At 69.7% G+C, this 22,198-nt stretch carries 21 protein-coding genes; 8 read left to right on the forward strand and 13 right to left on the reverse strand.

Annotated features, from left to right (window positions below; translation table 11 throughout):
* Positions 1 to 35: 35 nt before the first annotated feature.
* The 4 genes from ACZ7L9_RS08710 to pdhA form a co-directional block, all read right to left on the reverse strand.
* Entirely contained in the window at positions 36 to 884 is an 849-nt protein-coding gene (locus ACZ7L9_RS08710) for an NTP transferase domain-containing protein (RefSeq protein ID WP_471413746.1), read from the reverse strand.
* 98 nt (positions 885 to 982) lie between these two features.
* Positions 983 to 2,530, reverse strand: coding sequence for a dihydrolipoamide acetyltransferase family protein (locus ACZ7L9_RS08715; RefSeq protein ID WP_471413747.1), 1,548 nt, complete (start codon positions 2,528 to 2,530; stop codon positions 983 to 985).
* Entirely contained in the window at positions 2,530 to 3,561 is a 1,032-nt protein-coding gene (locus ACZ7L9_RS08720; RefSeq protein WP_471413749.1) for an alpha-ketoacid dehydrogenase subunit beta, read from the reverse strand. The genes ACZ7L9_RS08715 and ACZ7L9_RS08720 overlap by 1 nt, the downstream gene beginning before the upstream one ends.
* A complete protein-coding gene (gene pdhA, locus ACZ7L9_RS08725; protein ID WP_471413751.1) occupies positions 3,558 to 4,721 on the reverse strand; it encodes a pyruvate dehydrogenase (acetyl-transferring) E1 component subunit alpha in 1,164 nt (387 codons plus the stop codon). Before pdhA ends, ACZ7L9_RS08720 begins: the two co-directional genes overlap by 4 nt.
* 263 nt (positions 4,722 to 4,984) lie before the next feature.
* On the opposite strand from pdhA, the gene ACZ7L9_RS08730 reads away from it, so the two are divergent.
* Positions 4,985 to 5,491, forward strand: coding sequence for an Lrp/AsnC family transcriptional regulator (locus ACZ7L9_RS08730; protein WP_389985144.1), 507 nt, complete (start codon positions 4,985 to 4,987; stop codon positions 5,489 to 5,491).
* A 146-nt stretch (positions 5,492 to 5,637) separates the two neighbouring features.
* Here the strand turns inward: ACZ7L9_RS08730 and ACZ7L9_RS08735 are convergent, their stop codons facing one another.
* Entirely contained in the window at positions 5,638 to 6,231 is a 594-nt protein-coding gene (locus ACZ7L9_RS08735; protein WP_471413753.1) for a TetR/AcrR family transcriptional regulator, read from the reverse strand.
* A 123-nt stretch (positions 6,232 to 6,354) separates the two neighbouring features.
* Here ACZ7L9_RS08735 and paaN point away from each other — a divergent pair, with 123 nt between their 5' ends.
* Positions 6,355 to 8,055: a phenylacetic acid degradation protein PaaN gene (gene paaN / locus ACZ7L9_RS08740; RefSeq protein WP_471413755.1), complete on the forward strand. Its 1,701-nt coding sequence runs from the start codon at positions 6,355 to 6,357 to the stop codon at positions 8,053 to 8,055.
* Between the two features lie 255 nt (positions 8,056 to 8,310).
* Here the strand turns inward: paaN and ACZ7L9_RS08745 are convergent, their stop codons facing one another.
* From ACZ7L9_RS08745 to ACZ7L9_RS08755, 3 genes are all read right to left on the reverse strand, one after another.
* Positions 8,311 to 8,949: a TrmH family RNA methyltransferase gene (locus tag ACZ7L9_RS08745; RefSeq protein WP_471414117.1), complete on the reverse strand. Its 639-nt coding sequence runs from the start codon at positions 8,947 to 8,949 to the stop codon at positions 8,311 to 8,313.
* Between the two features lie 140 nt (positions 8,950 to 9,089).
* Positions 9,090 to 10,379 (reverse strand): HTTM domain-containing protein, encoded by a 1,290-nt coding sequence (locus ACZ7L9_RS08750; protein ID WP_471413757.1) that lies wholly within the window; start codon positions 10,377 to 10,379, stop codon positions 9,090 to 9,092.
* On the reverse strand, positions 10,376 to 11,119 hold the full coding sequence (locus ACZ7L9_RS08755) for a DUF5819 family protein (protein WP_471413758.1): 744 nt from the start codon (positions 11,117 to 11,119) through the stop codon (positions 10,376 to 10,378). The genes ACZ7L9_RS08750 and ACZ7L9_RS08755 overlap by 4 nt, the downstream gene beginning before the upstream one ends.
* A 119-nt stretch (positions 11,120 to 11,238) precedes the next feature.
* Here ACZ7L9_RS08755 and paaA point away from each other — a divergent pair, with 119 nt between their 5' ends.
* The 6 genes from paaA to ACZ7L9_RS08785 all read left to right on the forward strand — a co-directional run bounded on the left by paaA (position 11,239) and on the right by ACZ7L9_RS08785 (position 16,207).
* On the forward strand, positions 11,239 to 12,243 hold the full coding sequence (gene paaA / locus ACZ7L9_RS08760) for a 1,2-phenylacetyl-CoA epoxidase subunit PaaA (RefSeq protein WP_471413760.1): 1,005 nt from the start codon (positions 11,239 to 11,241) through the stop codon (positions 12,241 to 12,243).
* Positions 12,240 to 12,530 (forward strand): 1,2-phenylacetyl-CoA epoxidase subunit PaaB, encoded by a 291-nt coding sequence (paaB, locus tag ACZ7L9_RS08765; protein WP_471413762.1) that lies wholly within the window; start codon positions 12,240 to 12,242, stop codon positions 12,528 to 12,530. Before paaA ends, paaB begins: the two co-directional genes overlap by 4 nt.
* Entirely contained in the window at positions 12,527 to 13,228 is a 702-nt protein-coding gene (paaC, locus tag ACZ7L9_RS08770) for a 1,2-phenylacetyl-CoA epoxidase subunit PaaC (protein ID WP_471413764.1), read from the forward strand. The genes paaB and paaC overlap by 4 nt, the downstream gene beginning before the upstream one ends.
* Positions 13,222 to 13,728 carry a 1,2-phenylacetyl-CoA epoxidase subunit PaaD gene (paaD, locus tag ACZ7L9_RS08775; protein WP_471413766.1) on the forward strand — a complete coding sequence of 169 codons (507 nt, stop codon included), beginning with the start codon at positions 13,222 to 13,224 and terminating at the stop codon, positions 13,726 to 13,728. The genes paaC and paaD overlap by 7 nt, the downstream gene beginning before the upstream one ends.
* Complete coding sequence (locus tag ACZ7L9_RS08780; RefSeq protein ID WP_471413767.1) at positions 13,729 to 14,787, forward strand: 2Fe-2S iron-sulfur cluster-binding protein; 1,059 nt, start codon at positions 13,729 to 13,731, stop codon at positions 14,785 to 14,787.
* 184 nt (positions 14,788 to 14,971) lie between these two features.
* The gene (locus tag ACZ7L9_RS08785) at positions 14,972 to 16,207 is read left to right on the forward strand and encodes an acyl-CoA dehydrogenase family protein (RefSeq protein WP_471413769.1); all 1,236 of its coding nucleotides are present in this window, start codon (positions 14,972 to 14,974) and stop codon (positions 16,205 to 16,207) included.
* Between the two features lie 98 nt (positions 16,208 to 16,305).
* On the opposite strand, the gene ACZ7L9_RS08790 is transcribed toward ACZ7L9_RS08785, so the two are convergent.
* From ACZ7L9_RS08790 to ACZ7L9_RS08810, 5 genes are all read right to left on the reverse strand, one after another.
* Complete coding sequence (locus ACZ7L9_RS08790) at positions 16,306 to 16,650, reverse strand: rhodanese-like domain-containing protein (RefSeq protein ID WP_471413771.1); 345 nt, start codon at positions 16,648 to 16,650, stop codon at positions 16,306 to 16,308.
* A gap of 46 nt (positions 16,651 to 16,696) precedes the next feature.
* Positions 16,697 to 17,662 carry a J domain-containing protein gene (locus ACZ7L9_RS08795; protein ID WP_471413772.1) on the reverse strand — a complete coding sequence of 322 codons (966 nt, stop codon included), beginning with the start codon at positions 17,660 to 17,662 and terminating at the stop codon, positions 16,697 to 16,699.
* A gap of 58 nt (positions 17,663 to 17,720) precedes the next feature.
* Positions 17,721 to 19,181: a DUF2252 domain-containing protein gene (locus ACZ7L9_RS08800; protein ID WP_471413774.1), complete on the reverse strand. Its 1,461-nt coding sequence runs from the start codon at positions 19,179 to 19,181 to the stop codon at positions 17,721 to 17,723.
* 565 nt (positions 19,182 to 19,746) lie between these two features.
* Positions 19,747 to 20,406: a response regulator transcription factor gene (locus ACZ7L9_RS08805; RefSeq protein WP_471413776.1), complete on the reverse strand. Its 660-nt coding sequence runs from the start codon at positions 20,404 to 20,406 to the stop codon at positions 19,747 to 19,749.
* A gap of 28 nt (positions 20,407 to 20,434) precedes the next feature.
* The gene (locus ACZ7L9_RS08810; RefSeq protein WP_471413777.1) at positions 20,435 to 22,156 is read right to left on the reverse strand and encodes a sensor histidine kinase; all 1,722 of its coding nucleotides are present in this window, start codon (positions 22,154 to 22,156) and stop codon (positions 20,435 to 20,437) included.
* Positions 22,157 to 22,198: the final 42 nt, after the last annotated feature.

Genomic DNA, 22,198 nt, shown 5'->3' on the forward strand with positions numbered 1-22,198 from the left:
CGCCGGGAGCGGGTCGGACCGGTCGTTGCGGGCCGTCATGGGGTCTCGTTCTCGTCCGCCCACCGGAGGGCCAGCGCGGCGGCCTTGCGGGCGGCCTCGGCCACCGCCGCCGAACCGTCGCCGTCGCTGCTCGCCTTCGCCGCCGCGTACCCGACAAGGAACGTCGTCAGGGGCGCGGCGGGACGGGCAACGCCGTGGGCGGCGTCACGGGCGAGATCGAGCAGGACGTCGGTGTCGACGTCGAGTTCGATGCCCAGTTCGTTCTTGACTGCGTTGATCCATTCATCCAGCACGGTCCCATGCTCTCTGATACGGGCCCGGGCCGACGCAATGTCCTCCCAGGTGTCGCAGTCGAAGGAGGCGAGGGGGCCGGCCTCCACCCGGGCAAGGTCGAGCTCGTTCGTCAGCAACCGCAGGGGAAGCCCGGACAGACCGCCGTGCTCGGTGGCGATCAGGGCGAGCTCGCGGCGCAGCGGTTCGCCGCGGTAGACGGCGACGAGAGGCTGATCGCGACCATCCTGGTCGGCGCACAGGGCCCCGTCCCGCTGACCGTCACGGGCGGCGGCCAACAGCGCTCCGACGGTGCTCTCCCCGAGGAACGGCAGATCGGCGGAGAGTACGAGAACCCATTCCGCGCCGGTACGCCGGACGCCGGCGTCGAGCGCGGCCAGCGGACCGCCGCCCTGCGGTTCTTCACGCGTCCAGGTCACGGAGCGCACGGTAGGCCGCCGCCCGCCCACCACCACGGTGGTCGAGGCGTCGCCGCAGGCCGCGAGCACCCGGTCGAGCAGCGCACGGCCACCGACCCGGATCCCGGGCTTGTCGGCGCCGCCGAGCCGCTTGGCGGCCCCTCCGGCAAGGACGATGGCGTCATACGCGGTCATGCTCCGAGTATGCGGGCCACGGCCCCCCGTTGATCCTCCCCGGTCCGCAACTCAGCAGATCCGCCAGGGAAGAAACGGGAGCCCGCAGCCGAATCCACCTACAACGTGCGCAGCAGGACCGCCGGTTGTTCCACGCAGTCGGCCACGTAACGCAGGAATCCGCCCGCCGTACCGCCGTCGCAGACCCGGTGGTCGAAGGTCAGCGAGAGCTGGACGACCCGGCGCACGGCCAGCTCACCTTCATGCACCCACGGTTTGGGCACGATCCGGCCGACGCCCAGCATCGCCGCCTCCGGGTGGTTGATGATCGGGGTCGAACCGTCGACCCCGAACACCCCGTAGTTGTTCAGCGTGAACGTGCCGCCGGTCAGCTCTGCGGGGGTCAGCCTCCCCGTCCGGGCCGCCTCGGTCAGCCGGGCGATCTCGGCCCCGATCGACTCCGCGTTCCGGTCCTGCGCATCCCGCACGACGGGGACGACCAGGCCCCGCTCGGTCTGCGCCGCGAACCCGAGATGAACCTCCGGCAGCCGCACTATCTCCCGCGCTTCCGGATCCACCGTGGCGTTGAGCTCGGGGAACCGGGCCAGCGCGGCAGTGCAGATACGCGCCAGCAGGGCGAGCACCGACACCTTGGGCCCGGCGGCCGTGCCACCGGCGCGGTTCATCGCGGATCTGGCTGCCATCAGCTCGGTGGCATCGGCGTCGACCCAGCACGTCGCATCGGGGATCTCTCGCCGACTGCGCGCCAACTTGTCGGCGACCGCACCCCGTACACCGCGCAACGGAATGCGCTCCACGGCTGGACCCGTGGCCCTCCGCGCCGCCGACGGCCGCACCTGAGGCAGCGATGTCGATACCGAAAGCGGCTCCGGTCCAGGCTCGGTCGCCGAAACCGACTTCGACACCGGCGCCGACACCGGCACCGAGACCGCGTCCGGCGAAGAAGCCGCCGCCCCCTCCGCCAGCGCCCTGATCGCGGACTCGACATCGGCACGCATGATCAACCCGTTCGGACCGGAGCCCACCAGCTGCCTCAGATCGAGGTCATGCTGCCGCGCCAGCTTCCGTACCAGCGGGGAGACAACGGCCACCGGCCGCTTCGCCGCGTCCGGAACAGAAGCAGATGCCGCAGCCGCAGCCGTCATGTCTGCGGCAGCATCCGCCGCCACCGCCTCGGGCCGGACCCGCCGGCGGCGCGCCGCCGGCGCAGCCGTCCCGTACCCGACCAACACATTGCCGGACGACTCCACCTCACCGGCCCCGTCTCCGGCCTGGGCCCCGGAGCCAGAACCCGCCCCGCCCGAACCGGCCCCGGACCCCACCGCCGACACCACCACCCCAGCCCCCGCACCTTCCCCTGCCCCCGAGCCCGCCGATCCCGCAGGCCCCAAGCCCCCCTCGGACCCCACAGCCACCGTCAACAAAGGTGACCCGACCGGAAGTTCCGTGCCCTCCTCGCCGAACCGCGCGGTCACCACGCCCCCGTAAGGACACGGCACCTCCACCATCGCCTTGGCCGTCTCGACTTCGACGACCGGCTGGTCGATGGCGACGACATCGCCGACCTCCACCAGCCAGCGCACGATTTCCGCCTCGGTGAGCCCCTCGCCGAGGTCCGGCAGCTTGAATTCGAGCACCCGTGGCATCAGCTCTCCGCCTCCCACTGCAAGCGGGCGACCGCGTCGAGCACCCGGTCCACGCCCGGCAGATGGTGCCGCTCCTGCATCGGCGGCGGATACGGAACGTCGAACCCGGTGACCCGCAGCACCGGCGCCTCCAGATGATGAAAGCCACGCTCGGTGACCCGGGCCGCTATCTCGCCGCCCGGACCGCCGAAACCGGAGGACTCATGGACGACGACCGCGCGCCCCGTACGCCGCACGGAAGCCGCGACGGTCTCGTCGTCGAACGGGACCAATGAGCGCAGATCGACGACTTCGAGATCCCAGCCCTCTGCCACAGCCGCCTCCGCGGCCTCCATACAGACCGGCAATGACGGCCCGTACGTGATCAGCGTCGCGCTGCGCCCGGTCCGGCGGACGACGGCCCGTCCGATCGGTTCCACGGCCACCGGCGCCTCGGGCGACCAGTCCGCCTTCGACCAGTAGAGCCGCTTCGGCTCCAGGAAGACCACCGGATCGTCGGAGGCGATCGAGGCCCTCAGCAGCCCGTACGCGTCCTCGACCGTGGCGGGCGTGACGACGTGGAGGCCGGGCGTCGCCATGTAGTACGCCTCCGAGGAGTCGCTGTGGTGCTCGACCCCGCCGATCCCGCCGCCGTACGGCACCCGGACCGTGATCGGCAACGGCATGGCACCGGCCGTACGGTTCCGCATCTTGGCGACATGGCTGATGAGCTGCTCGAACGCCGGATAGGCGAAGGCGTCGAACTGCATCTCCACCACGGGCCGCAGCCCGTACATCGCCATACCGACGGCCGTGCCGAGAATGCCCGCCTCGGCCAGTGGGGTGTCCGTGCAACGGTCCTCGCCGAACTCCTTCGCGAGACCGTCGGTGATCCGGAAAACCCCGCCGAGCGTGCCGACATCCTCGCCGAGCACGTGCACCGTCGGATCCTCGGCCATCGAGTCGCGCAGCGCTCGCCCGAGCGCCTGCGCCATGGTGGCCGGCTTGGCCTTCGCCGTCCGCTCTCCGGCCGGCGCCGCTGCGGTGGTCATTGCCCTCCCTCCAAGTCGTTGTGGCCGTGCTGTTCCTGCTCGGCCTCCAGCTCGACACGCAAGCGGGCGGCCTGCTCCCGCAGTTGGGTGGTCTGTTCCGCGTAGACATGGGCGAAGAGATCCATGGGTTCGAGCACCGGATCGGCGTTCATCCGCTCGCGCAGGGCTGCCGCCATCCGCTCCGCGTCCGCGCGCGCGTCCTCGATCGCGTCGTCGCCGAGCAGCCCCCGCCCGATCAGCTCCCGCTCCAGGAGCTGGATCGGATCGTGCGCACGCCACGCCTCCACTTCGCTGTCGACGCGGTAGCGCGTGGCGTCGTCGGCGTTCGTGTGGGCGTCCATGCGGTACGTCACCGCTTCGACGAGCGTCGGCCCGCCACCGCTCCGGGCCCGTGCCACCGCCTCACCGAGGACCTGGTGCACGGCGGGCGCGTCATTGCCGTCCACCAGCCGGCCCGGCATCCCGTACCCCACGGCCTTGTGCGCCAGGGACGGAGCCGCGGTCTGCTTCGCCAGCGGCACGGAGATCGCGAAGCCGTTGTTCTGCACGAGGAAGACGACCGGGGCCCGCCAGACGGCCGCGAAATTCAGCGCCTCGTGAAAATCGCCCTCGCTGGTCCCGCCGTCACCGACCATGGCCAGTGCCACCACGTCGTCGCCCTTGAGCCGCGCCGCGTGTGCCAGGCCCACGGCGTGCGGCAGCTGAGTGGCGAGGGGGGTGCAGAGCGGGGCGATGCGGTGTTCGCGCGGGTCGTAACCGGTGTGCCGGTCGCCGCGCAGCAGCGTCAGTGCCTCGACCGGGTCCAGGCCGCGCGCCACGGCCGCCAGCGTGTCGCGGTAGCTGGGAAACAGCCAGTCCCGCTCCTCCAGCACCAGTGCGGCCGCTATCTCGCAGGCCTCCTGCCCCGTGCTCGACGGGTAGACAGCGAGCCGGCCCTGCTTGGTGAGAGCGGTGGCCTGTGCGTTGTACCGCCGGCCGCGCACCAGCTCCGCGTAGAGCCGCAGCAGCAACGCGGGGTCGGCATCGGCCACGGCGTCCGTACCGAGCACGCGGTACGGCTCGGGGTCCGGGAGCAGCGGCGCGGGATCGGTGAGCGGCTTCCAGGCCGGGGGCGGCGTGGGCCGGTAAGCGGCCGCGCCGGGCAGCTCTTGGACCGTCATGACAAGCACCTCCTGGCGTCGAGGGGTTTCGAGCGGCGTCTGTCGGCATCGGGGATCGTCCGATGCCGAGGGGTGTCGAAATACATCGAAATGTCGAGCGCTGTCCGAGGCGCGGATGCGCCGTGCCTCACCTACCGATTGTTCGGTCGCGAGCGCATTTTGGCTACAGGCGCCTTCAGCCTGTGGACAAACGGTTCTCCACAGCCTGGGATAGGGGCAGGTCGTCCAGGACAGGGAGGCGCGGGCACATGTCAGCTGAACAAATGGCCGACGGGGGCGAGGAACCCGGCCAGGTTCCGCCCGCGCGCCCGCTGGACGCCGTCGACCGCGACATCCTGCGGTTGCTCCAGACGGACGGCCGTGCCTCGATACGGTCGGTGGCCGATCGCGTCCATGTCTCCCGGGCCAACGCCTACGCCCGGATCAACCGGCTCATCGACGACGGTGTGATCCGCGGTTTCAGCGCGCGCGTGAACCATGAGCGGGCGGGGCAGGGTGCCTCCGCGTACATCACGCTCAAGATCGTCCAAAATTCCTGGCGCACCGTGCGCGAGCAGCTCCAGGCGCTGCCCGGGGCCACTCACATAGCGCTCGTCAGCGGCGACTTCGACGTCCTGCTGCTGGTGCACACCCCGGACAACCGGTCGCTGCGCGAACTGGTCCTGACCAGGATCCAGGCCATCCCGGAGGTGCTCTCCACCCGCACACTTCTGGTGTTCGAGGAGACGGACCTGGCCCCGGGCCCGGCCAGACCCACCGAGCTCACGTAACGGGACCCAGTGGACGGAATGCGGACTCCGAGCCGGAGACGGAGCTCCCCGCCCCCGTTCACACCGCCCAAGGAAGCGGTCACACCGAAGGCACGGTGTCCCAGGCCTGCCCGCTCGTCAACGTTTCCGCTCAGCGGGTGATCCGCTCAACGACTGGACCGCATCCCCTCGAAGGCCACCAGGACGAGCGTGTCCGCCAGCCGTTCCCCGTCGACGCCGCCGTCCGGCTGCGGCCGGTACCACTCCACCAGCGAGTTGACCATCCCGAAGAGCAGCCGCGTCACCAGCCGTATGTCCACGTCGGAGCGGAGATCGCCGTCCGCGACCGCCGCTCTGAGGAGCTCGGTCACCCGGTGGTCGAACTCGCGCCGCCGCTCCATGGCCCAGCGCTCGGTCTTCGTGTTGCCCCGCACGCGCAGCAGCAACGTGACGTAGGGCAGTTCGGCTATCAGCACATCGACGGTGCGACGGGTGACGTACTCGACCTGCTCGATCGCACGCCCCTGCGTCGCCCCCGGCTCGTCGAGAATGCCGAAGAGCCCGTCCAGCGCCCGGCTCACCGCACGGCGGAGCAGCTCCTCCTTGCCCGCGACATGGTGATAGATGGACGACTTGGAGATGCCCGCAGCCCGGGAGAGATGCTCCATGGACGTGCCGTCGTAGCCGCGCTCGTTGAAGACACGGACAGCGACGGTGAGGAGAGTCTCCGGGGTGTACGTGTCCCGCTTGGCCGTGGTCATGTCCGCGATCCTCCCCTACGAGTTGTCCACAGGTTTGGCGGGCCCCCTTGTCCCGACCGATCGTTCGGTTACTCTAACTCTGTCCGCCCGTCCCTGCCCAGCTCGATGAGGAGTTGGTCCGTCATGGCCGCCGAGCTCTCCCCACACCTGTTGTCCGAGAAGCACCGCCACACGCTCGACCAAGCCCTTGACGCGATCCGCACGCGCGCCTACTGGTCTCCGCACCCCGAGCATCCGAAGGCATACGGCGAGGGCGGCGCCCCTGGCAGCCTGAGCGCCGCCGAGGGCAAGGCCGCGTTCGACGCCGTGCTGCACACCCGGCTCGACCTCGGCCAGCCGGGCACAGACGGCTGGACGGGCGGAGAGATCTCTCCGTACGGGCCGGAGCTGGGAGTCGAATATCCGCACGCCGACCTGGATGTCCTGCTGCCGGCGATGCGTACGGGCATGGCCGCCTGGCGTGCGGCGGGCCCCGAGACCAGGGCCCTGGTCTGTCTGGAGATCCTCGCGCGGATCAGCGCCAGGACCCATGAGTTCAGCCACGCAGTGATGCACACCAGCGGCCAGGCCTTCATGATGGCGTTCCAGGCGGGCGGCCCGCACGCCCAGGACCGCGGCCTGGAAGCCGTGGCGTACGCGTACGCGGAGCAGATCCGCACCCCGCAGAGCGCCGACTGGTCCAAGCCGCAGGGCAAGCGCGACCCGCTCCAGCTGCACAAGTCGTTCAGCGCGGCGCCCCGCGGTATCTCGCTCCTGATCGGCTGCAACACGTTTCCCACGTGGAACGGCTATCCGGGCCTCTTCGCCTCCCTGGCCACCGGCAATCCCGTCCTGGTCAAGCCGCACCCGCGCGCCGTGCTTCCACTCGCGCTCACGGTGCAGCTGGCCCGCGAGGTGCTTGTCGAGGCGGGCTTCGACGCCAACCTGATCGCCCTGGCCGCCGAACGGCCGGGCGAGGGCATCGCGAAGTCTCTCGCGGTGCGCCCGGAAATCAAGATCATCGACTACACCGGATCCACCGCCTTCGGCGACTGGCTGGAGACCAACGCCCGCCAGGCCCAGGTGTACACGGAGAAGGCCGGCGTCAACACCATCGTCCTCGACTCCACGGACGACTACCGAGGGATGCTTGCCAACCTGGCGTTCTCCCTCTCGCTGTACAGCGGCCAGATGTGCACCACTCCGCAGAACCTGCTGATCCCCCGGGACGGCATCACGACCGACGACGGCAACAAGTCGTACGACGAAGTGGTCGACGACATCGCCGCCGCGGTGAACGGGCTGCTGGGCGACGACGCCCGGGCGAACGCACTGCTCGGCGCCCTGGTCAACCCCGATGTGAAGGCCCGCCTGGAGGCGGCAGCGGAGCTGGGTGAAGTCGCCCTGCCCTCGCGCGAGGTGGCCAACCCGGAATTCCCCGACGCCGTGGTCCGCACCCCGGTCGTCGTCAAACTGGACGGCACCAAGCCGGACGACGAGGACCACTACCTGTCGGAGTGCTTCGGCCCGGTCTCCTTCGCCGTAGCGGTCGACTCGACAGCCGACGCCGTGGAGCTGCTCCGCCGCACGATCCGCGACAAGGGCGCGATGACCGTCGGCGCGTACACCACCTCACCGAAGGTGGAACGCGCGGTGGAGGACGTCTGCCTGGACGAGTCGGCCCAGCTCTCGCTGAACCTGACCGGCGGGGTGTACGTCAACCAGACCGCGGCGTTCTCCGACTTCCACGGCTCGGGCGGCAACCCGGCAGCGAACGCGGCCCTGTGCGACGGAGCGTTCGTAGCAAACCGCTTCCGCACAGTGGAAGTCCGCCGCCAGGCATAACCGCCGCCTCGCCCTCCCGTTCTTCCCGGCCCTCGCGAACTCGTCCGCTCCGCCCCTTTTTGAGGAGCGGGGCGGTACGGGTGCGGAGCACCGGTTACGGGGAGAGGCCCGCAGAAGGAGCGGGAAGAGGAACAAGCCCGCTGCAAGGCGTTCAACCCCACAGGCACCGACACCCGCACTCGCCTCACCTACCCCAGAACCCCAGCCCACGCCGGCCCCGCCTCGGCCCCGGTCACGGCCCGCCAGCGGCCTCGCCTACCGCGCTGCCCCCGGAATATCCGCATACCGCTGCACCCACGCATGCATGGCAATCGCAGCCGCGGCCCCGGCGTTGATCGACCGCGTCGACCCGAACTGCGCGATGGAGCACACCATCGCCGCGTGCTTGCGGGCCTCTTCCGTCAGCCCGGGCCCCTCCTGCCCGAAGAGCAGCACACACCGCCGCGGCAGCTCGGTCCGCTCCAGCGGCACCGCCCCCGGCAAATTGTCGATCCCGATGATCGGCAGGCCCTCCGCCGCCGCCCACGCGGTCAGCGACTCCGTGTCGGGGTGATGCCGCACGTGCTGGTACCGGTCGGTGACCATCGCACCGCGCCGGTTCCAGCGCCGCCGCCCCACGATATGGATCTCCTTGGCGAGGAAGGCGTTCGCGGTACGCACCACGGAGCCGATATTGAAGTCGTGGCCCCAGTTCTCAACCGCCACGTGGAAGTCGTGCCGCCGGAGATCAAGATCGGCGACGATCGCTTCCCGCGTCCAGTACCGGTAGGCGTCACCCACGTTGCGCCGGTCGCCGTGAGCGAGCAGCTCGGGGTCGTACCGCTCGTCCGCGGGCCAGGGCAGCGGGTGCGGCCCGACGCCGATCTCCGTTCCGAACCCGTCGTCGTACTGCATCGGTTCCGCGGCCGGACCGGGTTCTGCCGCCGGTACGGACGCGCCGGACTGCTCCAGTCCCGGGGACACCTCGATCAGCGATTTGCCACCGGTACTGCCGGTGCCACCAATGCCGTCGATGCTGCTGCCGCTCTCACTACTCACCCGACGAGCGTATGGCCCCCGTCGTCGCTGCGCTGCGGGGCCTCCTCGTCATCTGCGGCACGCCGCGGCCTCGGCACCTTGCCCCTGCGCGAGAACAGCAGCTCCCGCCCGAGCGTCACGCGGCCGCCGAGCCACACCAGGAACACGGTCGGCAGGAAGACGGAGTCGGCGGCGATCATCGCCATCGAGAAGAAGGGCAGCCCGAGCAGCAACGCGATGCCGACGTGCTCACACATCATGGCGATGAGCAGGACATTCTTGACCCGCCGGTTGAACAGGGCGAAGGGAAAAGCGACCTGAACGATGACCGTGCCGTACGTCAGCAGCATCACCATCACACCGTTGGACGCGAGGATGTCCGACAGCCCGGGCCAGGGCGTGAAGTAATCGAGCTTGAGCGGGTAGTACAGCGCCGTGCCGTCCTGCCACCGCGATCCCTGGATCTTGTACCACCCTGCCGTCGCGTAGATCACACAGACCTCGGCCGCGATCACGACGAGGCTCGCGTTGTGGGCGAGGTTGGCGATGACATCGAGCAGGGTGCGCGCTTCACTGTCCGGCGCGCGACGATTCACGACCCACCAGGCACCGTGGCCGACCCAGAGGAGCCAGAAGAGAACCGGCAGCCACCAGGTGCCGCCGAGACCGTCTGTCACGGTGGCCACCATCAGAACCAGGCCGAGCACCACCCAGAGAACCGGACCGGCCACATCCCCCCGCACCGAACGCCGAGGACCATCGACGTCCGCATCCGCATCCACATCCGCATCAGACCGCAGTCCCGGAGTGCGGGCCAGACGGCCCGCACGAGCAGCACGCCGGGCATCCAACGACCAGACCTGCCCGCAACGCGTCAGTACGAGATAGATCGCCATCAGGTGGATGACGTTGTCGCCGCCGTCGCCCATGAAGATGCTGCGGTTCTGCAGGGAGAGCACACCGACCATGAAGAGGACCGACGCGGCGCGGGTGTGCCAGCCGACCATGAGCAGCGCGGCTGAGAGCAGAGCCACCGCGTACACGACCTCGAACCAGACCGTGCTGTCCGACCACATGAGCGTGGTGAAGGCTTGATTGCCGGATATGAGCTGCTGCGCCATGTCCCAGCGCCATGGGGCGTCGGGGCCGTACATCTCGTGGCGATGTGGGAGTTCGCGCAGCAGGAACAGCAGGTAGGTGGTGGAGAAACCGATCCGGATTACGGCGCTCTGGTACGGGCCGAGGGCCGTGGAGGTGATGCGCTGGATGCCGCGGGCGAGCCTGCGATCGAGTGCGGACGTACTCACTTGTCGGCCCCCTCGGCGCTCTCGGGGAGGTCGGCGGGGGTTACGGTCCACCACGGCAGCACCCGGTAGGACGGCTTCGTGCTGATCCTCTCCTTGCTCCAGCCGGGCGCCGCGACGGACCGCACCTCGGAACGGATCTGGATGCGCTCGACGGTGCCGCCGTAGTCGTGCTCACCGAGGCGCCGCACCGCGATGCGGCGGATGTAGCGCTCGGAGAGCTCACCGCGCAGGCCGTTCGCCCGGTTCTCGTTGTCGTGGGTACCGACGTAGAAGTCCCAGCTGCGGCGCAGCTCGTTCTGATGGATGTGGCTGGGGAGAAGATTGCCGCGTATCGCCTTGCCGTCCTCATCGGAAAGGCTCATCCAGGGGGTGGTGCGGCGGCCGTCGGCGCCGGCTATCTCGGCGCGTACGTGAACGGCCACGTTCTGCTGGAGCGGGTTCGGAGCGAAGAGCTTCCAGTTCTGTTCGAACTCGGGATAGATCCAGTCGTCGACCGCTTCGCCGTGCTGCTTGGTCAGCGTGTTGGAGGGTGCGACATGCAGAAACACCATGGCCAGCTGGCCGCATGCGAACAGCCCTATGACGGACAGCGCGATCGCGGCAACGATCTGGTACGGAAGGGACAGGGCAGCTATGCCGCCACGGGGGCCTGAACCCGGCTCCTGACCGGCGCCGGACGGCGCGTCCTCGCCCGGCCCCGGCCCCGCGCTTCCGACACCCCTGTCGTCGTACGAATCCATCCCGCCCCGATCCCCGTCGATCCCCGGTCAGTTATCCACAGGGTTGACACCCTACGGGCCACCGACTCACCATTGAAGGCAATGAACCGAACGATCGGTCGGTCGGTAGGGAGTCCGGGATGACGGCAGTGACTGCGGACCAAGCGGCGCAGGCGGGAGCAGGCAGGCCCGAAGGGGCCGACGTGGCTCTGGAAGCGGCCTTCGACGCCGCAGTGGCGGCGGACGAGCGCATCGAGCCGCGCGACTGGATGCCGGATGCGTACCGCGCCTCGCTGGTCAGGCAAATGGCTCAGCACGCCCACTCCGAAATCATCGGCATGCAACCGGAGGCCAACTGGATCTCGCGAGCGCCCTCTCTGCGCCGCAAGGCCATCCTGATGGCCAAGGTGCAGGACGAGGCCGGGCACGGCCTCTATCTGTACAGCGCCGCGGAGACCCTCGGCACCGGCCGTGAGGAGTTGCTCGACAAGCTCCACGCGGGGCGCCAGAGGTATTCATCGATCTTCAATTACCCGACGCTGACCTGGGCGGACGTCGGCGCGATCGGCTGGCTCGTGGACGGCGCCGCGATCACCAACCAGGTGCCGCTCTGCCGCTGCTCCTACGGCCCGTACGCCCGGGCGATGGTCCGCATCTGCAAGGAGGAGTCCTTCCACCAGCGTCAGGGGTACGAGCTGCTGCTCACCCTCAGCCGCGGCACGCCGGCGCAGCACGAGATGGCTCAGGACGCGGTGAACCGCTGGTGGTGGCCGTCCCTGATGATGTTCGGCCCGCCGGACGACGCATCGGCCCACTCGGCGCAGTCGATGACCTGGAAGATCAAACGGCACTCCAACGACGAGCTGCGGCAGCGCTTCGTGGACATCTGCGTCCCCCAGGCCGAAGCGCTGGGACTCACCCTTCCGGACCCCGACCTCCAATGGAACGAGGAGCGTGGAAAACACGACTTCGGGGAGATCGACTGGAAGGAGTTCCAGGAAGTCCTCAAGGGCAATGGCCCGTGCAACGAGCAGCGCCTCAGCCAGCGCCGACGGGCACACGAGGAGGGCTCCTGGGTCCGGGACGCGGCAGTCGCGTACGCGGAGAAGCACACAGGAGTACGGAACGAGGAGGCGACGGCATGAGCAGCTCGACCGAATGGCCGCTGTGGGAGGTGTTCGTGCGTTCGCGCCGCGGGCTGTCCCACACCCACGCGGGCAGCCTGCACGCCCCGGACGCGGAAATGGCCCTGCGCAACGCGCGCGATCTGTACACACGCCGCTCCGAGGGCGTCTCCATCTGGGTGGTCCCGTCCGCACAGGTCACGGCCTCCTCGCCGGACGAGAAGGACTCCTTCTTCGAGCCGGCCGGTGACAAGCCGTACCGGCACCCGACGTTCTACGAGATCCCGGATGGGGTGAAGCACCTGTGACTGCGGCCCTCGCCCTGGGCGACGACGCGCTGGTGCTCTCGCACCGGCTGGGGGAGTGGGCCGGCCACGCCCCCGTGCTGGAAGAGGAAGTGGCCCTGGCCAACATCGCCCTGGACCTGTTGGGACAGGCCCGGGTGCTGCTCTCCCTCGCCGGGGACGAGGACGAGCTGGCGTATCTGCGCGAGGAACGCGCATTCCGCAACGTCCAGCTGGTCGAGCAGCCGAACGGCGACTTCGCCCACACCATCGCCCGCCAGCTCTACTTCTCCGCCTACCAGCGCCCCCTGTACGAACAGCTGGCGGCCGGTGAGAGCCGGTTCGCCGGGCTGGCGGCGAAGGCGGTCAAAGAGGTCGCGTACCACCAGGACCACGCGGAGCACTGGACGCTGCGGCTCGGCGACGGCACGGACGAGAGCCATGAGCGGATGCAGCGCGCGGTGGACGCCCTGTGGCGGTTCACCGGAGAGCTGTTCCAGCCCGTCGAGGGTGTCGAGATCGACTGGCAGTCGCTGCGCAACGGCTGGCTGGAAACCGTCACCGCGGTGCTGGAGAAGTCCACGCTGACCGTGCCGACCGGTCCGCAGTCCGGGGCGTGGACGGCGGGAGCGGGCCGCCAGGGCATCCACACCGAACCCTTCGGCCGGATGATCGCCGAGATGCAGCATCTGCATCGCAGCCACCCGGGGGCGTCATGGTGACCGAGACCCTCCTGGAGGAAGAGCTGTACCGGCTCGCAGGCTCTGTGCCCGATCCCGAACTGCCCGTGCTCACCCTGGACGAGCTGGGAGTGCTCCGGGGTGTGGACGTACTCGCGCCCGGCAAGGTCACCGTGCGTCTCACCCCGACCTACACGGGCTGCCCGGCGATCGAGGCCATGTGCTCCGACATCGAGCGGGTGCTGCATGACCACGGCATACCGGAGGTTTCCGTGGTCACCGTGCTCTCGCCGGCCTGGTCGACGGACGACATCAGTGCGGAAGGGCGGCGCAAGCTGGCCGAGTTCGGCATCGCACCCCCGCGCCCGCACGATGCCACGGCCCCCGCAGGCGGCCCGGTGCCGCTCACGCTCTCGGTGCGCTGTCCGCACTGCGGCTCGACCGATACGGAGCTGCTGAGCAGGTTTTCCTCCACCGCCTGCAAGGCGCTGCGCCGGTGTGTGGCATGTCGCGAACCGTTCGACCACTTCAAGGAGTTGTAGATGTTCCATCCGCTCCGGGTCCGCGCGATCGAACGGCTCACGGACGATTCGGTGGCCGTCACCCTCGCCGTGCCGCCCGAGTTGCGCGAGACCTTCCGCCACCAACCCGGTCAGCACCTCAATGTGCGCTACACCGTCGATGGCGAAGAGATCCGTCGCTCGTACTCGATTTGCTCCCCGGCCACCGCGGAACCGGCCGATCCGGTGCTGCGCGTGGGCATTCGGCTCGTGGACGGCGGCGCGTTCTCCACGTACGCGCTGAAGGAACTCGCCGTCGGTGACCTGGTCGAGGCGATGCCTCCGATGGGCCGCTTCGTGCTCACGCCCCGCGCCGGACATTTCGCGGCGATCGTCGGGGGCAGCGGGATCACCCCGGTGCTGTCGATCGCGGCGACACTGCTGGCACGCGAGCCCGACGCCAGTTTCTGCCTGATCCGCAGCGACCGGACGGCGGTCTCGACGATGTTCCTGGACGAGGTCGCCGACCTCAAGGACCGCTACCCCGACCGGTTTCATCTGGTCACCGCTCTCTCCCGGGAGGAGCAGCAGGCAGGCCTTCCGTCCGGTCGGCTGGACCGGGATCGGCTCACCGACCTGCTGCCCGCGCTGCTTCCGGTGGCGGAGGTGGACGGCTGGTATCTGTGCGGGCCGTTCGGGCTGGTACTGGCGGCCGAAAGCGCGCTGCACGGCCTGGGCGTCGACCGGTCCCGTATCCACCAGGAGATCTTCCACGTGGACGAGGCCCCGAACGCGCCTGCCCTCCCCCGGGCCGAAACGCCTGCTCACAGCAGACTCACCGCGACCCTGGACGGCCGCTCCGGCACCTGGCCGGTAGAGGATGGTGAATCGCTGCTGGAGACCGTGCTGCGCAGCCGCTCCGACGCGCCGTACGCCTGCAAGGGCGGTGTGTGCGGGACCTGCCGGGCGTTCCTGGTCTCGGGCGAAGTGCGAATGGACCGCAACTTCGCGCTGGAACCCGAAGAGACGGGAGCGGGCTATGTGCTGGCGTGCCAGTCGCATCCGGTCACTCCGGAAGTGGAACTCGACTTCGACCGTTGACCGCCGACCGGCCAGCGCCGGCCACACCCCACTTCGCCCGCCCCCTCACCTCCCGTTCATCCGTCCACCCCATCTCCCACGCCTCCTCCTGACCTCCTTCTGTTCCCTTCTCGTAGAACCTGTTCTATCTTGACGCCACGTCAGGTCCGGTTACGGGAGCAGCGGTTCACGGGAGGCCAGGGCAGTGGACTTCACCTTCACCGAGGAACAGCAGGCAGCCACCGAAGCGGCGAGAGCGGTCTTTTCGGGCGTAGCGCCCGACGGGGTTCCCAGCCCCGCTCTCGTGCCGGGCGCGGTGGCCGAGGACATCGACCGGCCCCTGTGGGCCGGGCTCGCCGCAGGCGACCTGCTGGGCCTGACGCTGTCGCCGGAGCACGGCGGGGCGGGGCTCGATCTTGTCGCGCTCTGTCTGGTGCTGCGCGAGTCCGCCAAGGTGCTTGCGCGGGTGCCACTGCTGGAGACGTGCGCGGTCGCGATGGCGCTCCAGCGCTACGGCGACCCGGGGCTGGCGGCCGAGTTGCTTCCCCTCGTCGGCCGCGGCGAGCTGGTCCTCACCGTCGGGGCCAACGGCCGCTCCGGCCACGACCCGGCCGAGCTCGCCGTCACCGCGCACCGCGAAGTCCCCGCGGGGAGCGACCGGCCCGCTAACGCATCTGGCAAAGGGCCTGGCGAGGTTCCCGACGAGATCCTTGGCAATTCGACCGGAAGTGCCGATGGTGGCGCCGCGGGCTGGGTACTCGACGGGGTGCAGTCAGGAGTGCCCTGGGCGCAGGCTGCGGACTGGGTCGCGATCCCCGCCCACACGGGGGAGGGCCGGGCCGTTCTCGCCCTGATCCGGACCGCCCACGAAGGCGTCACCCTGGCCGAGCAGGTCTCCACCAGCGGTGAGCTGTTCGCCGAGGTCCGGCTGGATTCGGTAAGGATCGACAGCCGGGCGTTGATCGAGACCGCCGGGGCCTGGGAGTGGCTGCGCGCGCTGCTCACCACCGGGACGTGCGCGCTCGCGCTCGGTCTGGGCGAGGCCGTGCTCGCCATGACGAGCGAATACACCGGCAAACGCGAGCAGTTCGGCTTTCCGGTCGCGACCTTCCAGTCCGTTGCCGTGCAGGCCGCAGACCGTTACATCGACCTGCGGGCCATGGAAGTGACGCTCTGGCAAGCGGCCTGGCGGATCTCCACCGGGGCCGACAGTGCGCTGCCCCCCGAGGGCGACATCGCCGTGGCGAAGATCTGGGCGTCGGACGGCGTCCGCCGGGTCGTGCAGACCGCACAGCATCTGCACGGTGGCTTCGGCGCTGACACCGACTACCCGCTGCACCGCTTCCACGCCTGGGCGAAGCAGATCGAGCTCTCCCTCGGCCCGGCTGCGGCGCACGAGGGGGCACTGGGCGACCTCCTGGCCGCACACCTCCTCGGCTGACCCCCGGCCCGACCCCTCGACCGACGCCGCCCGAGCCGCCGAGCAGCCGCGCGGGCCGGCGGCCCAGCGACCGGGCAACCGAGCTGATGCCACCCGGCTCAGAGCACGAAAGCCGGGGTGCCGTTGTCGGTGACCATCGGACGCCCGGCACCGTCCCAGGCAAGCATCCCGCCGTCGATGTTCACCGCGTCGATGCCCTGCTGCACCAGGTACTGGGTGACCTGGGCGGACCGGCCGCCGACCCGGCACATCACATGCACGCGCTGCCCACCCTCAGCCGCTTCGGTCAGCTCACCGAAGCGACCCACGAAGTCACTCATCGGAATGTGCAGGGCGCCTTCGACATGCCCGGCCGCCCATTCGTCGTTCTCCCGGACATCCAGCACAAAGCCTTCCGACGGAACCGCCGCAACATCCACCGAGGGCAGCGGGGCGAAATTCATGGGTCATGCCTTCTCTCGTATGTACGCTCCAGAGTCACCAGGAACGCTACTGCACCAGCCCCGCCAGCTCCGCCTCGCGCTGAGCGACCTCGCCCAGCAGCTGATCGGCGATCTCGTCGAGCAGCCGGTCCGGATCGTCGGGCGCCATCCGCAGCATGGCCCCGATAGCGCTCTCCTCAAGCTCCTGAGCGAGCACGGTCAGGAGTTCCTTGCGCTGGGTCAGCCAGTTCAGCCGGGCGTAGAGCTCCTCGCTCTCGCTGAGCTCCGTCTCCGGCGCCACCGGCCCCGCCGCCCACTCCTGCGCCAGCTCGATCAGCAGTGCCTCGTCACCACGCCCGTAAGCAGCGTTGACGCGGGTGATGAACTCGTCCCTGCGCGCCCGCTCCGTCTCGTCCTGCGCCAGGTCCGGGTGGGCCTTGCGCGCCAGCTCGCGGTAGAGCTTGCGCGCCTCCTCGGTCGGCCGGACCCGCTTGGGCGGCCGGACCGTCTGCTCGGTCAGCATCGCCGCCGCCTCGGGGGACAGTCCGTCGGAGTCGATCCAGTCGTGGAAGAGCTCGTCGACGCCCGGCATCGGCATCACGATCGCCCGGGCCTCCTGCGCCTTGCGAAGGTCGTCGGGATCACCGGTCCTGGCAGCCCGGGCCTCCGCGATCTGCGCATCGAGCTCATCGAGGCGGGCGTACATCGGCCCGAGTTTCTGGTGGTGCAGCCGGGAGAAGTTCTCGACCTCGACCCGGAAGGTCTCCACCGCGATCTCGAACTCGATCAACGCCTGCTCCGCCGCCCGTACCGCCTTGGCGAGCCGAGCCTCCGGCCGAGCCCCCTCCGCATGCCCGCCGGCGGATCCACCGGTTCCATCAGCAGCACCTGCGCCCTCACCAGCACCGACACCGGCTGACCGGCCGTCCGGCGCATCCGGCGCATGCGGCGCATGCTGATCGTGCTGCCGGTCGTTGTCCTGCCGGTCATCGTCGTTCCGGGTGGTCGGCACCCCGGCGGCTTCGTGGGTCACCCGTCCAGCGTATGGCCACCTCCCGCGCCCCGATGACGCGCGGTCGGCTCAATACCCCTCACACACCCCGTTCGGCGGCTATTCGCCCCGACCCGATGGCCCGTACCAGCTCCGCGTGGTCCGCCTCCGTACGGTCCGCGTACGCCACCGCGAACGCCGCCACCGCCTCGTCCAGCTCATCGTTCTTGCCGCAGTAGCCCGCGATCAGCCGCGGATCGGCGCTGTGCGCATGGGCCCGCGCCAGCAGCGCCCCGGTCATCCGGCCGTAGTCGTCGACCTGATCGGCTGCCAGGGCCGCCGGGTCCACGCTGCCCTTGCGGTTCCGGAACTGCCGCACCTGGAAGGGACGCCCGCTTACGCTGGCCCACCCCAGCAGGATGTCGCTGACTACCTGCATCCGCTTCTGCCCGAGCACCACCCTGCGCCCCTCGTGCGCCACCTCCGGCACATCGAACCCGGCAGCCTGCAGATACGGCGCCAGCACGGAGGGCCGCGCCTCCTTCACCTGCAGTACCAAGGGCTCGCCACGGTGATCGAGCAGGAGCACCACATACGACCGGGTGCCGACGCTCCCCGTGCCGACCACCCGGAACGCCACGTCGTGGATCGCGTACCTGGCGAGGAGCGGCACCAGGTCCTCCGAGATCGTGCCCGGATAGTCGCCGAGTCCCGCCGCCACCGCCGCGGCCTCGTCGTCCGGCACCCGCCGCAGCACCGGTGGCGCGTCGATGAAACGACGTCCGCCGTCCCCGGAATCCTCGGTGGATTTGGCCGCGAAACGGGCGCTGGTGTTGTTACGGGCTTTTTCCGAGACCCGCTTCAGAGTGCCGAGCAGATCCCGCGCATCGGTGTGCGAGACCAATTCCTCGTCCGCGATGGCATTCCAGGCATCGAGCGCGGGCATTTTGGCCAGCAGCCGCATCGTCCGCCGGTAGGCGCCCACCGTGTCGTAGGCACCCTGGCGGCAGGTGTCCTCGTCCGCCCCGGCCTCCCGCCCGGCGAGCACCAGCGAGGTGGCGAGGCGCTTGAGGTCCCATTCCCAGGGGCCGAACACGGTCTCGTCGAAATCGTTCAGATCGATGACCAGGCTGCCGCGCGCATCGCCGTACAGCCCGAAATTGGCCGCGTGCGCATCGCCACAGAGCTGAGCGCCCACCCCGCTGACGGGCGTGCCCGCCAGGTCATGGGCCATCAGCCCGGCCGAGCCCCGCAGAAAGGCGAACGGTGTGGCCGCCATCCGACCCACCCGGATCGGGGCGAGCCCGGGCACCCGGCCGCGGCTCGACTCCTCGACCGCCTGCACGGCATCGGGCCGCCCGGCCGGAAGCTCCAGAGAGGAGTGAGAAGCCCTGGACACCCTCTCCCGCAAGGCCTTGCCCACATCCCTGGGCGACAGCGGCGCGCTCCTGCCCGTCGCGGCCGCCCCATCCGCCCGGTGAGCGAATCCGGGCACGACCGGAATGCGTGGATTCCTCTGCTCAGCCCGCTGAACCGGCACTGTCGCTTCGTTTTCGCCCATGGCGCGCGGCCTCCCCCACCCTCGCCCTGCGCTCCTGGCCCGACGCCCTGTCGCAGATCAATTGCGATGAAGGTACCGCCGTCCGCCGAAAGCCATCTGCCCCTGTGGAAAACTCACGTTCCGGCCTGTGGACAACACCCGTGGGCAACGCTCTGTCCTGGTCAGACGCCGACGGCCTCTTCCAGCTCCTCTTCGAGCTCTTCCTCATGGTTCACCTCGGTCCGGGATTCGGCCCTGCCGTGCCGCCCCCGCCCCTAGTGCAGCGCACCGAAGAAGCCGGGCTGCAGCTCCGGCCGGAAGATGCCATCGGAGCTGGTGAAGTTGAGCATCACGAAGGGCACCAGGCACCGTAACTCGCCTGTGTCTTCAGGTGGTTCACCGCCACTGCGCGATCGGGGACCGTGTACACACTCAGCGCACCGTCGCCCTTGTCCTGCAGCGGCTGCGCAAGCACCTGCGCGCTCGGCCCCGACCTGACCACGCCCACCCGAGAACGTCCACAATCGGGTGTTTCACGTGAAACACAGCCCAACCATCCCGACCTCACCCGCGCCCCGTGGCTGTACTACAGGCCCGCATCCCTCGCCAACAACGCAGCCTGCACCCGGTTCTCGCATCCCAGCTTCGCCAGGATCCGGCTCACATACGTCTTCACCGTCGCCTCACTCATGTACAACCGCCTACCCGCGTCCGCGTTGGAGAGCCCCTCCCCGAGCAGCGCCAGCACCTCACGTTCCCGCCCGCTGAGCGCCGCCACCCGCTGTCGCGCCTCCTCGCCCCGCACCGCCGTCCGGCCCAGGGTCAGCTGATCCACCACATGCCGGGTGGCACCGGGTGAGAGATAGGCGTCCCCGGCCGCCGCTGCCCGCACCGCCCGGATCAGTTCGGCCGGAGCCGTGTCCTTGAGCAGGAAACCGGCACCCCCCTGCTCCAGCGCCCGCAGCACGTTCTCCCGCTCGCCGAACGTCGTGAGCACAATCACACGTACCGCCGGAGCGGCCGTGCGCAGCTCCGCCAACGCCGTGAGCCCGTCCATCACCGGCATCTGAATGTCGAGCAGCACCACATCAGCGGCATGGGCACGGACCAGCTCTACGGCCTCTCGCCCGTTCGCAGCCTCCGCGACCACCTCGATGGAACGGTCCGAGGTGAGGATCATCCGTATCCCGGCCCGGATGAGAGGCTCGTCGTCAGCGATGACAACCCTGATCAGCTGGCCCGTCACTCGTACCCCCGCGCTCGTCCTGGGCGCCTCATCTGCTGGCGACCTCGTAGGACTTCTTCTCGATCAGCTTGCCGTCCCGGAAGCAGAACCGGAACACCGGCTCGGTGTCGAAGCTGTCGCCCAGCTCGGAGGACATCAGGACGAGGCACCTCGCCCCGGCCGGCTTCCTGGGTCCCTCACCGTCCAGTCCGGTCGTCATGAATGTATCCCCGGCAGGCAGTTCCTCCCGTACCTTGTCCTCCGCCGTACCGATCTTGATCGACCGGTACTGACTCGGATCGATCATCGCCTTGTCCGCCTCCGCCGCCAAGAAGTACAGGCCGAAACCGCAGGCCAGCATCAACAGCACCAGGGCTCCGGCTCCTATCCCGCAGCCCAGCGCGACCCCGCTGCCCGTACTTCTTCTGCTGCCGCTCATCGCCAACTCCCGTTCGGAAACCGTCCAGTCCATGACCGGACCACCGTTCCCCTTCGGGGCCATCCGGGACTGCTGCCGGAAGTCGTCCTCCGCATCAACCATCGGCGCGCCCGCCGCACCGCCGGGCATGCCCTCGGCGCCGTAGGGCAGCACCCCGGCCACCCGGAAGCCGCCGTCCTGGGTCCGGCCGGCGTGCACCATGCCGCCGACCAGCCGGGCCCGCTCATGCAGACCGGGCAGCCCCTGCCCGCCGCTGACCACCTCACCCGCAGACCGCGCATGCGGTCGTGGACCATTGACGATCTCGACGACGAAGGAATCCGGCTCGTAACGCAGCTCGACCGTGATCGCCGCACCCGGCGCATGCTTGTACGCGTTGGTCAATGCTTCCTGGACGACGCGGTACGCCGCATGGTCCGAGGCTGCGGCGAGCACCCGGACCCTTCCTGTACGGCGAAGCTCCACGGCGCTTCCGGCAGCCCGCGCCGCCGCCGTCAGCTCCTCGATGCCGGCGGTCCCCCGCGCCGTCGGCTGTCCGCCCTCGCCGCCCTGCGCCGGTCCCTCGACACCGTCCCGGAGAATACCGACGACCTCGCGCAGCTCATGCATCGCGTGGACCGATGCGTCCCGCAGGACCCCGACCACTTCCCGCTGCCGTGCCGTCAGGTCTCGGTCGACCTCCAGCGCTCCCGTATGAACGGAGATGAGCGCCAGTCGGTGACCGAGGCTGTCGTGCATGTCCTGGGCGATCCGCTGGCGTTCCATGAGCCGCGCCTGCCCCACGATCATGGCCCGCTCCCTGATGAGCTGCGCATTGCGCTCCTGCAGGGCGTGCAACAGGGTCCGGCGCTGCGTCCAGTACCGGCTGGCGAGGCCGGGCACGAGTGTCGTCGCCAGGAAGTAAAGGGTGGTGAACAACACCTGGGTCAGCGGCCGCATCGCCGACCAGTTCACCGCGACGGTCAGCCCCACATAGAACGCGTACGAGGCGGTGAAGGCCCCCAGAGCCCGCCCCGCCCCGGCGATCCGGCGCCCGGAACTCCAGGCCACCACCATCAGCAGCAGCGCGAATCCGCCGGACAGCCCGGCCAGGGCGGCCGTCACCACCAGCACGGTCACCGGTATCCGGCGCCTCATCAAGGACAGCGCCACGACGGCTGCCGACACCGTCCACAACCGCAGCTCTCCGCTGCGCAGCAGTTCTTCCGTCCCGGCCGAGAGCAGCCCGAGCACCGCGGCCAGCACGGCCTCCCCGGCCGTCCTGCGCCGGGACCACAGTTCCGGCGCCGCACACCACTGCCATCCGGCCCGGAACTTCGATATCGCGTACACGCCCCGCACCCTAGGCAGCCCCGCACACCCGCGACGCCTCAC

Source organism: Streptomyces sp. NPDC111516 (assembly GCF_055635345.1).

What these genes read in the sequence shown, in the direction of transcription:
- ACZ7L9_RS08710 (WP_471413746.1), bottom strand. Translation starts at nt 884, where the DNA reads ATGACCGCGTATGACGCCATCGTCCTTGCCGGAGGGGCCGCCAAGCGG.
- ACZ7L9_RS08715 (WP_471413747.1), bottom strand. Translation starts at nt 2,530, where the DNA reads ATGCCACGGGTGCTCGAATTCAAGCTGCCGGACCTCGGCGAGGGGCTC.
- ACZ7L9_RS08720 (WP_471413749.1), bottom strand. Translation starts at nt 3,561, where the DNA reads ATGACCACCGCAGCGGCGCCGGCCGGAGAGCGGACGGCGAAGGCCAAG.
- pdhA (WP_471413751.1), bottom strand. Translation starts at nt 4,721, where the DNA reads ATGACGGTCCAAGAGCTGCCCGGCGCGGCCGCTTACCGGCCCACGCCG.
- ACZ7L9_RS08730 (WP_389985144.1), top strand. Translation starts at nt 4,985, where the DNA reads ATGGCCGACGGGGGCGAGGAACCCGGCCAGGTTCCGCCCGCGCGCCCG.
- ACZ7L9_RS08735 (WP_471413753.1), bottom strand. Translation starts at nt 6,231, where the DNA reads ATGACCACGGCCAAGCGGGACACGTACACCCCGGAGACTCTCCTCACC.
- paaN (WP_471413755.1), top strand. Translation starts at nt 6,355, where the DNA reads ATGGCCGCCGAGCTCTCCCCACACCTGTTGTCCGAGAAGCACCGCCAC.
- ACZ7L9_RS08745 (WP_471414117.1), bottom strand. Translation starts at nt 8,949, where the DNA reads ATGCAGTACGACGACGGGTTCGGAACGGAGATCGGCGTCGGGCCGCAC.
- ACZ7L9_RS08755 (WP_471413758.1), bottom strand. Translation starts at nt 11,119, where the DNA reads ATGGATTCGTACGACGACAGGGGTGTCGGAAGCGCGGGGCCGGGGCCG.
- paaA (WP_471413760.1), top strand. Translation starts at nt 11,239, where the DNA reads ATGACGGCAGTGACTGCGGACCAAGCGGCGCAGGCGGGAGCAGGCAGG.
- paaB (WP_471413762.1), top strand. Translation starts at nt 12,240, where the DNA reads ATGAGCAGCTCGACCGAATGGCCGCTGTGGGAGGTGTTCGTGCGTTCG.
- paaD (WP_471413766.1), top strand. Translation starts at nt 13,222, where the DNA reads ATGGTGACCGAGACCCTCCTGGAGGAAGAGCTGTACCGGCTCGCAGGC.
- ACZ7L9_RS08780 (WP_471413767.1), top strand. Translation starts at nt 13,729, where the DNA reads ATGTTCCATCCGCTCCGGGTCCGCGCGATCGAACGGCTCACGGACGAT.
- ACZ7L9_RS08790 (WP_471413771.1), bottom strand. Translation starts at nt 16,650, where the DNA reads ATGAATTTCGCCCCGCTGCCCTCGGTGGATGTTGCGGCGGTTCCGTCG.
- ACZ7L9_RS08800 (WP_471413774.1), bottom strand. Translation starts at nt 19,181, where the DNA reads ATGGGCGAAAACGAAGCGACAGTGCCGGTTCAGCGGGCTGAGCAGAGG.